Source organism: Paenibacillus turicensis, from assembly GCF_050461185.1.
GTDB lineage: Bacteria > Bacillota > Bacilli > Paenibacillales > Paenibacillaceae > Fontibacillus > Fontibacillus turicensis_A.
The window spans coordinates 210,881-224,448 of sequence record NZ_JBCMOR010000001.1 but is presented as its reverse complement, the minus strand read 5'-3'; the positions used below and the strand labels follow the sequence as shown (position 1 = coordinate 224,448).

Here is a 13,568-nt window from a genome sequence, read left to right as displayed (position 1 = left end):
ATGATATACAATCCTTATAATTAACTCCATGGATGGATTCCAGTTCCTTTGTATTTTTTTCGAAAGCGGTTACACCTCAATCTGTCTTGTCCAAGCTAAACAATGTTGCGTCTTTCCTTAAGTTGAAAAGGAAGTTTATCAAACTTGCAAAAATAACTTGGAGATGATTATGGACTACAAAGAAATCAATCCTCAAATACATTATTTCATCAACAGACGCTCTACTCCGTACTGGCTTATTGAAGATGCAACAACGAATTTTATTGATTTATCCTATTTCACAAGCGGGAAAGCTCTTTACAAAGTGAATGGCCAAGATGTTGAAGTCAATCAGGGCGATCTCATCTGCATTCCACAAAACAGTCGGCGAAGTGCAACTACGAATGCAAACAATCCGATAGAAAGCTTTGCTATTAATTTTCAATTGTATGATATTAAGGGGAATCATGTTGAGCTACCTTTCCCATTGGTAACCCATATTGGCTTCTCAGAAGAACTAATATCTTTATACACTGAACTGACAATGGTGTGGTTAAAAAAAGAACCAGGATTTGAAATCAAAGCTCGCGCATTGCTCTTGTTGATTCTTCATCAATATTTTAAGCGATTCTATTATAAAATTAACATTCAGAACATAGACAGCAGAATCCAGAAATCTATCAGATATATCCTGAACAATGTCCATAATCCGATCAAAGTAGAAGAACTTGCGAATATCGCAGGCGTAACACCCCCATATTTCGGGACACTTTTCAAAAAGTATACGGGTTCTTCTGTAAAGGAATATATTAATAAAATGAAGATTAGCAATGCGGAGAACATTCTTCTTAGCGGAGAGTTTTCTGTAATGGAAGCTGCATATAAATGCGGTTTTGAAGATATCTTCTATTTCAGCAAGCTATTTAAAAAAATCAAAGGATATCCTCCTTCCAAAATCCTATTGGAAAAAAAGATGACCAAATTGTCAGTGCCTCAACAAAACACTATATCTACTATGAAATAAAGAAGGTTGAAGTTCTCATAAATTTACTCATAAAAAGTCTAATAAGTAATAAGAAGATAACGCAATAACGTATCATACTTGATAATAATAATGCACCCTCGTTCACATAAAGGACTCAGTCCCATCAGTCTCTCAGCGAACAAAGGTGCTTTACTTTTATCTTCTAAGTCAGGAACAACTTAACTCTTTATTGAATTGAACTCATTAACTCATAAAAGTATTTGGATTCATGTGTCTTATTAAGATTATACCAAGCATCTAATGTGTTTGAAGAAAACACATCCAACGCTTTCAAGACATGCATACAAAATTCCAACGGAGCTATTCCAGATGCGGTAATCAGATTCCCATCTGTTACTGCTGACTCCATTTTGTAATACTTTTCGCCCTCATAATTGGGACAGATCATTTTAAGGTATTCCAAGTCATTGCTTGTATGCCAATGTGAATTTAACAAGCCTGACTGAGCAAGTCCCATTGTAGCCCCACAAATCGCTGCAACCAATATCCCTTCCTTTAAACACTTCTCAGCCATTTTTAAAATGGGTTGGTGCATTGCTTCTGTCCATGTATTTCCACCAGGTAAAATTAATACATCTGTACTTTCAATATTACATTCATCCAGTTTAATATCAGGCAAAATTTTTAATCCACCCATCGTGGTTACAGGCGTCTTATCAATTCCAACCGTCACTATTTTTGATGGAGCAAGTCCCTTTTTATAATATCGTCCTGAGTTCAGTTCGGCAGTTAAGTAGCCAATTTCCCAGTCTGACATAGTGTCAAACACATAAAGATATACCGTATTATTCATTTTTTCATTCATTGTTTCATTCGTTGTTTCATTCATTTTGTTAATTCTCCTTATAATCTATTTATCAAGGTATACCAACCCTCAGTCGATAATCAATGACTATCCTCAATATAAAACAACTTCACTGACACCTGCTGTCAGTGAAGTCATTAAAGTTGATAATATTCCATTAACTCTGATGCAATATCAGCAAGTTTTTCTCTCACACTCTGTGGTTCTATGACTTGAATGGATTTACCATAGGATAAGAGAAAATAGGGGACTTGATTATGAATTGATTTTTCCTCAAACAAAAAGATCGCTTGATCAGAAGTTCGCTCCTTCAGATGATGTCCTAAAAACCAATGCAAACCTAATTCATCCAACGCATCTGGTCTGCCTTTGATAATTAAAGAAATTAGCCCCTCCTTACCCACTAAATCAGGTAATAGGTTTTTCATAAAAAATTCTCGGGACGAAAAATTTTCGGGGCGCTTAAATATATTTTGCGTACACTTGATTGATAAAATCCGATCTACCCGAAAGCTTCTTATTCCATTTTTTAGGTGGCAATATGCAACCGTATACCATTTGTCGTTCCAGTAGACCATTCCATACGGGTCTATCATCCGATTTTTCGGTTGCTCATCATGACCCGAACGATAATCAATTTCTACCGACAATTCCTTTTCAATAGCCTGCTCTAATTCATTCCGCCAGCACCGGCTGAATAGAAGGGTTTATCGCATGGTTTATAACTTCAAAACCGGCTAAATGGTGGTTAAGTCTGCTCTCTTGTTCCTGATTCGAATACATTTTCAACTTTGTTGTTGCATTGTCTAATGCTTCACTCAAAGGGTATCCAGCTTCTTTTGCAAAAACAGCCGCTTGCAGGAGTGCCTTTTTTTCCTCCATATCAAATAGTAAAGGGGCTCTAATAAAATTATTAAGCAAAGTATACCCACCATTATGACCTGGGTCGGATATGATAGGCACTCCACTTGCACATAGCGCATCAATATGCCGATAAACCGTCCTTATATTGATTTCTAGCTTTTCAGAAATCTGCTTTGCAGTAATTTTCATGCCTGAATTCAGCATCCATAAAATTGCTAGCATATTATCGTTTTTAGCCATGACGTGCCCCCAAAAATCAAAATAGTTAATATAAAAATCTCGAGTAGCCGATAAAGTGGCAGCCCGAGATTATTACATACTTATATTTCATAGTGTCCATTTAATACACCACTGGGACTAGTATAGCATAATTTATATTATCAAAAATCAAGGGGGATTTAAATGATAATTGGAAATGAAGTTAATAGCGATGTAGTAAAAAGTTATCCGCAATATGTAAAAGAAGCAAATATAACACCGCTTATTTTATCCAAGATAGCCTTGCAGCAGTTAACGGCAACAGATTCCAGAGGAGATTCGCTCCAGATGGCAGCTACAAAGGCTGTCAATGCAATGAAAAATGAATATGGGCAAGGAGCCAGCACATTGGTAATGATATTTAATGCCAGCGGAGAGACACTAAGATATCAGGCCAATAAGGACTGGTCAGGCGAGACGGAAAAATATCCCTTTGATCTAACAATAGCTAATGGAGAATACAGCGTATTTTTGCATGTAAAGTCAGGAATCTTTACTGGCTCAGTGGGCTGCGTGGTTTTTAGAGGAGATTCAGGCTCAGACTTCTTGTTCGCTTGGGATAATCCATATATCGGAGACAATAGTTCTTATGTTGATGTTAAAAGCAAAGATTACTGGCCAGGTGTACAGCCATGGAGTGATGTGGAGAGCAAGCTGACATCATCAGGAATTAGTTCTAATACTGATAACGGCACGTTTGTTGTTAACTCGATGATAGGATTGGCTACGTCTCCCATCGCCCAATATACTGTTACTAGAAAAGCATAATTCTATTGAGGCACGAAAGACCTGCTATTTCTTAACTGAGGAATAGCAGAACCTTTCTTAAACTAAGGTCCATTTATACAGGAGTAATTTGCGCTTATAGATAATAAGAAAGGAATGGAACGAAGATGAACTATACCTTAGATTTTGATGATACTCAAGCACTGATTGATGCTCTGTATATCAATGAAGTGAACACCATAGAACGGTTCCGCTATAACAAACCACAGGCTCAGATTAATGATTTACAGAATTGTGCTAAGGCCTATGAAGAAGCTAACAATCTGCTGCAGATGGAGAAGCAACAGTCCGGGGAGAGCCAAGACAAACAAGACACACTGGTACAGGATATATGGAAGGCGGCTAGAGCAGGAGTTGTATTCTCCTATGAAACTATTAAGAATTTTAAACTTAGGGCGGAATATCTAAATAAAATAAGTCATTCAATTGAATTATTTGATTACCATCCTGAAACTGGGAGATTTAGAAATACCCATTTTGCTGATATTTTCGATCCAGAAGAGGACCTCTATGATATGATTAATAAATCTATCCAAGAGTGGGCGAAGAAAACATCAGATGTTTGGGGAAATGCGGCTGCATACAAGGAAAAAACATTTAATAATTTTATTGAAGGCAAGGAATATAACCTGGAATCGTATGTAGTGAGGTATGCAGGTAAGGATAAACTAAAGCTTTTATCATATATGCGGTATTTTGGTACTGCTGTAATTGTCTTCACACTAGGAGTTATCACCTGGCAATTAGTAGAAGCACAGGATAAAATACGAGCAGGAGCGGAGATTCTTGTAAGTGTGGGAGGAGCTTTAGGAGGAGGCCTTTTAGGAGAGGTGGGAGGTACTTTCGTATTTGGCTGGATCATGGAGGATCTCGGAGCTGTTATAGGCGGTATATTAGGGGGAATGGTTGGAGCCTTTGCAGGAGGAGTTGCGGCGGTATGCCTGTTTGATGCCATGATGGATGCCTTTTTTTACACACCTAAAGTTGGTAGGCTGACAGGCACTTTGTTCAGTGGTCCAATTATGTATGAACTCACACTGCCGGATAATACAACCTTATCTGGCAATTTAACAGGTAGCTTATGAGCTTAAGAGAGAAAACGGACAAATGCATCATGACAGATAGAATAAGCCAAATGCAAAGTGGACTGATTGGGCAACTGCATGTCTGATATGAATTTATAACCGGAAGTCCTTGGCACAACTTCTTTATCAGACGGATTGTCAAGCCAAGTTTTACAATCCGTCTCAAATAATAAGATCACCTAAATTAGAAATGGTAGACACTCAACAAAGTATCCTATTCGATTTCAGTTAAGAAACTATACCCATGAATTTTATACCCAATATTTTTATAAAACTCATGAGCACTTTCACGCTTTATATTGCTTGATAAGCTAACCTTATAACAAGATTTTTCCTTACATATCTCGATGGCATATTGCATCATTTTAGTACCAACCCCTTTGCCTTGAAGCTCAGATGATACAATCACATCCTCAATCAATCCGGTTTTTGAGCCCATATGTGCTAAATTGTCCATAATTGCAAGCGCAAAGGTTCCAACAATCTTGTTATCCAATTCAGCAACATAGATACTATAATCCGGGTATAATTTCATTTGCTCAAAAATTATCTTCGCCTCTTCCACAGACAATATCTTTCCGTTATCCATATCAGGCTGGGCGTATAACTGCAAAATTTGTGGTAAGTCAATAATCTCGGCTTTTCTAATAACCATGAGCTTCACTCCGTTTAATAATAAGATAATTTAATAATAAGATCGATGACCTGTCTTAATAGCTTCATTTATATTCCCTAGCAAGACCCTTAATATAAATTCTATCTTAAAATAGATTTTATTTAAAATAAAAGCACAGGTGTATTTTTATAAGACTAACTTCAAAATCAATTGAGAACATTTAAACGGATATCCCAACTTTGAGGGATTGAAGAGGGTTGACTTATATCATTATAATTCAGATATTGGATTGAGATTATAAATAGCGGCAGGGATGCCGAAAAGGAGGATGCATATGAATAACCAAACCTCAATGGCTCCGAAACGGCAAAAGGTCCGCTCTGACATAATAAATGAGTATGTACAATCGCCTGAGAAGCAGAGGAAGCTGTATAAAAAAACATTGTGGCTTGTTGTTGTCTCACAAATATTCGGAGGAGCGGGGCTAGCTGCGGGGCTTACCGTCGGAGCGCTACTGGCGCAGGACATGCTGGGCAACGACAGCCTTTCCGGACTTCCCGCAGCTTTGTTTACGCTGGGTTCCGCGGCAGCGGCGCTTATCGTGGGAAGGTTGTCACAGCGATTTGGGCGAAGAGTTGGGCTGGCAGCGGGATTTATAGCAGGTGGAGTCGGAGCGGCTGGCGTTGTGTTTTCTGCCCTTTGGGATCAAATAGCGCTGCTGTTTGTGTCCCTGTTGATTTATGGAGCAGGCACGGCTACTAATTTGCAAGCAAGATACGCGGGTACAGACCTGGCACTGCCACATCAGCGGGCTAAAGCAATCAGTACAGCGCTGGTGTTTACGACGATTGGCGCAGTAGCTGGTCCCAATCTGGTAGAGCCGACTGGCCGCATGGCGGCCTCCATCGGTCTTCCTGCTTTGTCGGGACCGTTTATTCTAGCGGCGGTTGCCTATTTGTTAGCGGGCCTGGTGCTACTACTGTTTCTTCACCCTGATCCGTTTATCGTTGCCAAGGCGATTGACGAAGGGGAAAGATTGAATAAAAGTTTGCAGGCGAAAGACGGAAAAGATCTTGGGGCGAAGGGAGGCCCAAGCCACCCTGAGAGTGCCCATAACCGAACAGGACTTATTGTGGGAACAACGGTTATGGTGCTGACCCAAATCGTAATGGTAGGTATTATGGTCATGACGCCCATTCATATGAAGCAGCATGACCATAGTCTTGGCGACGCGGGTCTGGTGATCGGTATCCATATCGCGTGCATGTATTTGCCTTCCCTGTTGACTGGCGTGCTGGTGGATAAGCTGGGTCGCACCTTTATGTCCTATGCGTCAGGCGTAACGCTACTACTGGCGGGCTTGACCGCGGCTTTTGCACCAGGCGAGTCCATGAGTTTACTTATTGTAGCGTTGGCGCTTCTCGGCTTAGGCTGGAACTTTGGCCTGATTAGCGGAACGGCGGCCATTATCGACTCCACAACGCCGAAGGTTCGTGCGAAGACACAAGGCACAGTCGATGTGCTGATTGCGCTAGCTGGGGCGTCTGGTGGCGCTTTATCTGGCATGGTCATGGCTGGCGTTGGTTATTCCATGCTTTCCCTAGCCGGAGGTTTGATGTCCCTGCTGCTTATTCCGGTCGTGGCCTGGTCATGGAGGAAAAACTCAGCTTCTCATTCTGAAAAGGGGTAAATGCTAATGTCCAAAATCAAAGGTGCGGTCAAAACAGAAATGCTCTGGATTCATTCTTCCCAGCATATCGTCAAGAGTCTTGCCCTTATCCTTGCCTGATACACATTTCTGACATTTACAGCCCTACCTCTAGAGTGGGGCGATATCACATAACCGCCTATAGCCAGCCACAACAAGCTGGTTATGGGCGGCACATATTCACGTTGCATTCATTTAAGGATGAAATAGCTAGCAGTTCATTTTTAAGGTGGGAAGCAAACATTTTATTTAGCTTTCGCTTTATTCGTAATGCTTTTCCATATAAGAAAGTGAGGAAGTATCATTGGTTGGTATCTTCATAACATTCTATTTCCTCTATGCTGCTCTCTTTTTACTATACTGCAATATACCAGTATACGCCGTAATTATCAACGACTTCAGCACAGCAGGAACTCCATGGAAGGGCCCCCAGCTCTAGTAGCACCGTTCCATCCTCCGCTAACATCTCATATGCCCTTTTTACTTCTTCTTCACTCTCAAAGTTAATCCCATAGCTCATAGTTGGGCGTGATCCTTCTAATGATGATGCCAGCATAATATTAACAAAGTTATCATTATGTGATTCACAGACAGCAAATATCTCCTGTCTATTTCTAAGTAATGAAGTATGCATGAATGTGCCATCAGGAAATTTCTCATAGTGTCCCAAGGTTAGTCCAAAAGCTTCTGTGTAAAGTGCTACATCTTCAATAGTATTTTTTATATATAAGGTTGCTCCTAGTTTCATCCTGTACATTCCTTCATTAATCAGATTTTAGATTTTATAAAAACGGACATATGAACCTAACTTGAATAAAGTTTCAAAGGTAATTCGTTGCTCTATCAGCCCTATTTTTTGTAAACGATTCCGAATTGGAATTTAGATACCTTCGTCATTTAGAACTGGAATTATACGACTACGTCAACTAGTTTAACAAGCATCGATTCATGAAGCGCTGGGATTCCTGACGCCTGTTCAATATCGCCAAGAAGCCCTTAAAAAAGTTGTCTGATTTAATGTTTACAATCCGCTTCTATTTGAAAAAGTGTTGAAGGAGTTGGAGAAAAAGCTCTCATTTCAATAAAAATATATCCGGATTGTATAAGGGAAAGAGGCATCTCCATGAGCATATCCCTCAGAGGAACGCCTGCAGATAATGCACCTTTATAAGTTTCGTTCCACTCTAAAGTCTGAAACGTTCTGACCTCAATGATCTTAAATGAAACAGACCTTACCATTCTCCATTAATATTATAACTCGATTCGCATTTAAACAAAACAAATGATCAGCTAGTAGCGAAGTAGTCCGTTATCTTTGATTGCCTTGACGCAATATTCAATCGAAAATGTCTTAGTGCTTGTAAATCATCATATATAGATTTTCGCTCAGCAGTTATTTCATAACGGTCAAGCTCTTCAAGCATATCATTTTATCATCATAGTATTTGTCTTCTCATTTAGCATTAAAGGATATTAAGTCTTACCTCCCCTAAAAAAGCTTTCCAAAATAACCACCTTAGCTTGGCAGCAAAAGTCACCTTCACTGAGGCCATTAAACCATAATATTTCTCCTTCATTGCTAACCTGATAGAAACATCCTTCATAATGGTCTTCTTTTGTAAATTTTTCTTATAAATAAATTTTGTATTTCAAATTCACCTCAATCGTTTATTATCTTAAAATATCTTCAAAAAACTCGACTGCGTATCGCCTTTTTATAATGTCATGGTGCTTTTGATTATAGTAATTACATAAGCAGCTATAACATGCAGAATCGCCATTACTATCATCACCACAATGACACTGCTTTACGATATCAAGTGATTTGTTTAACATATTTCTTAATTGGGTTTCATCCGCCTCGCCAATTCTTCTGACATGGCCAGCGCCTCCAGGTACTGTATCAAACAAGATGAAATTTGTCTCCCAAACACCATTATCTAGTTTATTGTAATGAAGTGTCCCTGATATATCATTACGTTCAATGCCTAAGTATTGGCTAACCCCCTCAAGAAGAGCATATACAATTGATAATGCCTTTTCCTTTTCTAAATAGCAGCTCAGAGACAAATAAGCTACATCTGTTTTGAATTTATGTCCAAGTGTTCGTCTATATAGTTTTTTATTTATACATGACTTGCCATAAGGATTGTTATGGTATTCCTTGTCAATAATAAAATTCTCTTCTTTATGTTTTTCATCAACCTTGGCATACCCACAAGTATCGCATACAAAGAAATTCGATGTATTGATAACAACCAACTCATCATTAGTTGTGGACTTAATTTTTATTATGTGATGATTAACCTTTAATTCTTTGTTCTCATTCTCAACAGTTTCTTTTTTATCACCAACGTAGTATATATCGCCTCTATAAGTACGCTCTGGTTTCTTTATAGTTGATTTATTAATCTGTGGACTAATGATAAAGCCGTATTCAGGAATGATAAAAGTATTATTCTTGTAGACTACTTCGCCACAGATCTCACATTTACCTATGAATCTGTTTTCATCTTCCGAAATATGACGTTTGATATTCAAGTGTCCACATTGCTTATTCGGACAAACCCCAAAATCATATAAATCCCAAACCTTGTTTTGTCCTGAAGGTCTCTTAACAAATTGACTCTTATAGATATCTCCATCAGCTATAACTTCTGATCCCGGTGCATACTCAGAAATGGCAATCATCAGATCTCTCTGCAATCTTAATTTTGATGATTTTCCAAAGCTATTACTGATTGCATTTTTATCAAAAGATGTAACCAACTCGACTGTATCAACTGGGAATCCGTATTTAGGGATAATGTTTTTCTTAGATAAGAAGGCCAGTATGTTCTCATTCTTTATTTTTTCAGTATAGTCATCAATCTTCTTAATATAGTCACCAACAGAATCTCCTTGTGCAGCTTTCTCAAGGGCTTCCTTTCGAAGTTTACCGAGTTCATCTAGTTCAATTATATATTGGCTGTAGACTCTTTCTAAAATACCGTCTTCCGATATCAACTCTTCCAACCAATTGGTAATTTCACCTTTAAGCTCAGCAGGCACAAACTCACAGATATATTCTTGAACGGTCTTTGGTAATTCTTTGATATACCTTAGTAAGAATTCATAATTTCCACCATCAAAGAATGTTCCTACATCTTTATATGTAGCTGAATAAGCCCTCCAGTATGATGCAATGATAGCTGCGTTCATATGGCGCTTCACGATTTTTTGATTTTCCGTCTTAAATTTTGGAGGATATATTCTTCCCTTTATCATTTTCACTGGTGCATTGAAATAAGTAAGATCATGAGAAGATAATCTGCAAAATGTAAGAGAATATGCAACAGAGTCTTTTCTACGACCCGCACGTCCTGCTCTCTGGGCATAATTCGCTGGCGTTGGTGGCATATTTTTCATAAAAACCGTTTCTAGTTCCCCAACATCGACGCCCATTTCAAACGTCGTAGAACAACTAAGTACATTAATATCTTTTTTAACAAACATTTCCTGATATTTTTTTGCAGTATCAGGGCTTAATTGAGCAGTATGTTCCTTTACTTTCATAGGGAAAATATCAAGTTCCAAATACTGTTTCCTGTAATGATTGTTTACAAAGTCTATTTCAAAATCGCATTCTGCAAGCAATCCGTTACATCGATTAGCTGGGCATGTATCACCAATATTGTTGGTCGTTAGTTTTCCACACTTGCTGCAAATATACCACCTTATTTCATGTGAGAATGACGTCTTGATTTTGAATCTTGAAATATCCATAACATATTGATCCGGTGCCTTTGCTACTAAGCAGCCTATCGAAATAAAAACACCGTCCCAAATTTTCTCTAGATATCTGTTCACCTCATCCTTTTCATCTTCTTTTAAGGTCTTTTTTATATAGTCAAATCTGACATTAGCATTGTTTGATGAAACCCATGATTTCCTGTAGCTTTTCTTCTTTTCTTCCTTGCTTAAGAACTTTGACATTGTGGACTCAATGCCTTTATAAATGTAATACTCTTTATCTGCTTTCAGCATGTCTTTAGCCAGCGGAAAATCGAACATACAATCTCTTTTAAAGCTGTTCGCCAATACTTTTTGTATTGTAATAGCATCTATCCCCTTGTATGCTCCTAATTGTGGGAATGCTTTTGCCTGATATTCAAACAAAATCAAGCCAACGCTTTCCAAACTATTCCTATCGTTGCTCGAAATTTCATATAGTATTGTCTTCCAAGCTTCCTTAAGTGAAGCATCTGCTTCAGTAATCTGATGATGCTCAAAGAGCCCTGCTAGTTTCTTTGCTGCTGCATTAATTTCTATTCCATCGGGCGATGCACGCTCCCCAATTTCTTTTAGCGCCTCTATAAACAACCTACGCCTAAGAATGTTGTTATAGGTAAAATCAAAATAGCTAGCAAAGTATGCTGCCTCTTGCCTACTATCGGAGAAAACCAATAATTGCTTCTCAACTCGATGTGTTAATACTTCTTTAACCGAGAGACTTCCACTTTCTCCAAAAAAATCGTCATCAATTTCATGAATAGCTTCTGATACTTCAACTGATTGTGCTGGAATTTCTTCATAAAGGCTTGAACCAATTACACTTGCAGCTGCTTCTTGGCCCAAATAAAACCCTCTCAAGACAGTTCCTTGGGTGTTGATCAAACCACAAGCTGCACATTTGTTAAGTACATTATTTCTTGGCACCAGTTCAACTACCTTAACAATATGCTCTTGTCCACAATCGCACATGTTTCCATTAACAATATTTGACTTCTCAATTTTCCCACATCTTCCGCAAAGATTGAAAATGTTTTCCTCATCATCGCCTATCGAGTCTTCGTCAATAAAGTTTTGATTTTTCACACTTTCAACCAGCATATAAAAGTCATTAATTCCTTTATTCTCATATTCCTTTTTTTGAACTAAATAGGAATCTTCGATTTTTGCTTCCAAATAAACATGCCCACAGTATTGGCATACAGCTATTTTATAACTCTTGAATTCCTTCCCACCAATATACGCCTTGTCTCTAGGAGTAATTGATAATTCTTTATTCAGGCCCAAAACAACATAAGCTCCTTCTAATGCCCTTATAAACATATGATATCTGGCATCGAGGAGCATTATATTCTTCTTTTCTGCCTTTCTTGCAACGGAAACAAAAGACACCAAATCTATTTCATTGACTTTTAACTCTTCTGATATTTTCTTAATGGTAACTGGCTCATTACTTAAGATCTCACGCATTCTGTAATAAAATTGATCTTGTATCAAAAAATCGTATAACAATTCTTGAACGCTGACAGCAGTACTTACAAATGAACTATCTATTGTCTGTAAAAGTGTTTGGATTTCATTGATAGTTGCTCCTCTATCAATTAGTTGATTGATTGAGATATAAATATCACTTCTATATTCCTTAGCTTCACTCGAAATAAATTTTGAAAATCTAAATGCACGCACAATGCTTTTCTCATCAAATGTAACTCCGGTACAAAGTCTTGTTGCAAAATCACAGATCTCTTTATTATCTTTCTCATCGCCGAGAGTAGCACTTGTTAAAATGAAGCGTATATTTTCACGAGTCGCCAATGTGTTTTTGAGTCTCCGAAGCAGCATCGCTACTTCTATCCCTGTTGCACCGGTATAAGTATGAGCTTCATCTAGAACAATGAATTTCCACTCATTTGAGTTATCTCCATGAAAAAAGACATTGTCTACCGGCCTTAACAGTAAATACTCCAGCATAGCATAGTTTGTAATCAAAATATGCGGTTGTCTTTCCTTCATTTGGTTTCTTGAGATTCTTTCATTAGGTAACGGCTTTTGTCCACTATTTAGAGACATGTACTTTGATAGTGCATTTTTATCTTCCTTTTCTGTTTCACCAGTATATGATCCAAAAGTAATTTCCTGATAATTCGCTAGCAATTCTCTCATTCTTTTTATCTGATCATTGGCGAGCGCATTCATGGGATAAATTATCAGCGCTCTTACACCATCGTTTAAAGAACCTTTTAGCTTTTGCTCCATTAGATAGTTGATGATAGGCAAAAGAAAAGATTCAGTCTTACCAGAACCCGTGCCAGTTGTAACAACAAGATTTCTTTCTTCCCGGATTTTTCTTATAGATAGCTCCTGATGTTTGTACAAGGCCCTTGTTAATAAATTCGGATTATCTCTATAAAGTGCTCTGAATTCATTGCTTAGTATATCTTCATCAATAAGTTGATTAATGCTATCACCAAATTCAAATGAGTCTGTGAAATCCAAGTATGGACCTTTTGCAAAAAAGTCTTTTTTCTCCAAATAGCTTTTAAATTGTTTCATGTAGTCGTTATCATCAATATAGAAAGTTGTTTCAATGTACCTTAGATATTTCTCAATAATATTCTCCGATGCAACCAGCGGGTTTAAGCCCATTTCAC

8 protein-coding genes and 1 pseudogene are annotated in these 13,568 nt (G+C 38.0%); 4 read left to right on the top strand and 5 right to left on the bottom strand.

Going from position 1 to position 13,568, the window contains the following annotated elements; genetic code table 11:
* Window positions 1–169: 169 nt before the first annotated feature.
* Window positions 170–1,003, top strand: a complete 834-nt coding sequence (locus ABE099_RS00930) for an AraC family transcriptional regulator (protein WP_430026698.1) — start codon at window positions 170–172, stop codon at window positions 1,001–1,003.
* Window positions 1,004–1,190: 187 nt separating this feature from the next.
* Here the strand turns inward: ABE099_RS00930 and ABE099_RS00925 are convergent, their stop codons facing one another.
* Window positions 1,191–1,817, bottom strand: coding sequence for a type 1 glutamine amidotransferase family protein (locus tag ABE099_RS00925; RefSeq protein ID WP_430026811.1), 627 nt, complete (start codon window positions 1,815–1,817; stop codon window positions 1,191–1,193).
* Between the two features lie 149 nt (window positions 1,818–1,966).
* Window positions 1,967–2,933 (bottom strand): annotated as a pseudogene (locus ABE099_RS00920) (helix-turn-helix transcriptional regulator).
* 162 nt (window positions 2,934–3,095) lie between these two features.
* On the opposite strand from ABE099_RS00920, the gene ABE099_RS00915 reads away from it, so the two are divergent.
* Both ABE099_RS00915 and ABE099_RS00910 read left to right on the top strand, forming a co-directional pair.
* The gene (locus ABE099_RS00915) at window positions 3,096–3,719 is read left to right on the top strand and encodes a hypothetical protein (protein ID WP_430026697.1); all 624 of its coding nucleotides are present in this window, start codon (window positions 3,096–3,098) and stop codon (window positions 3,717–3,719) included.
* A gap of 125 nt (window positions 3,720–3,844) precedes the next feature.
* Window positions 3,845–4,822: a hypothetical protein gene (locus ABE099_RS00910; protein WP_430026696.1), complete on the top strand. Its 978-nt coding sequence runs from the start codon at window positions 3,845–3,847 to the stop codon at window positions 4,820–4,822.
* Window positions 4,823–5,036: 214 nt separating this feature from the next.
* On the opposite strand, the gene ABE099_RS00905 is transcribed toward ABE099_RS00910, so the two are convergent.
* The gene (locus ABE099_RS00905) at window positions 5,037–5,477 is read right to left on the bottom strand and encodes a GNAT family N-acetyltransferase (RefSeq protein WP_430026695.1); all 441 of its coding nucleotides are present in this window, start codon (window positions 5,475–5,477) and stop codon (window positions 5,037–5,039) included.
* Window positions 5,478–5,790: 313 nt separating this feature from the next.
* Between ABE099_RS00905 and ABE099_RS00900 the strand changes: the two genes are divergently transcribed.
* Entirely contained in the window at window positions 5,791–7,128 is a 1,338-nt protein-coding gene (locus ABE099_RS00900; RefSeq protein ID WP_430026810.1) for an MFS transporter, read from the top strand.
* A gap of 373 nt (window positions 7,129–7,501) precedes the next feature.
* Here ABE099_RS00900 and ABE099_RS00895 read toward each other — a convergent pair whose 3' ends face one another.
* On the bottom strand, window positions 7,502–7,894 hold the full coding sequence (locus ABE099_RS00895; RefSeq protein ID WP_430026694.1) for a VOC family protein: 393 nt from the start codon (window positions 7,892–7,894) through the stop codon (window positions 7,502–7,504).
* 923 nt (window positions 7,895–8,817) lie between these two features.
* On the bottom strand, window positions 8,818–13,563 hold the full coding sequence (locus ABE099_RS00890) for a DEAD/DEAH box helicase (RefSeq protein WP_430026693.1): 4,746 nt from the start codon (window positions 13,561–13,563) through the stop codon (window positions 8,818–8,820).
* Between the last annotated feature and the right edge of the window lie 5 nt (window positions 13,564–13,568).

Coding starts and splice junctions, on each gene's coding strand:
- ABE099_RS00930 (WP_430026698.1), top strand. CDS start 170: ATGGACTACAAAGAAATCAATCCTCAAATACATTATTTCATCAACAGA.
- ABE099_RS00925 (WP_430026811.1), bottom strand. CDS start 1,817: ATGAATAATACGGTATATCTTTATGTGTTTGACACTATGTCAGACTGG.
- ABE099_RS00915 (WP_430026697.1), top strand. CDS start 3,096: ATGATAATTGGAAATGAAGTTAATAGCGATGTAGTAAAAAGTTATCCG.
- ABE099_RS00910 (WP_430026696.1), top strand. CDS start 3,845: ATGAACTATACCTTAGATTTTGATGATACTCAAGCACTGATTGATGCT.
- ABE099_RS00905 (WP_430026695.1), bottom strand. CDS start 5,477: ATGGTTATTAGAAAAGCCGAGATTATTGACTTACCACAAATTTTGCAG.
- ABE099_RS00900 (WP_430026810.1), top strand. CDS start 5,791: ATGGCTCCGAAACGGCAAAAGGTCCGCTCTGACATAATAAATGAGTAT.
- ABE099_RS00895 (WP_430026694.1), bottom strand. CDS start 7,894: ATGAAACTAGGAGCAACCTTATATATAAAAAATACTATTGAAGATGTA.
- ABE099_RS00890 (WP_430026693.1), bottom strand. CDS start 13,563: ATGGGCTTAAACCCGCTGGTTGCATCGGAGAATATTATTGAGAAATAT.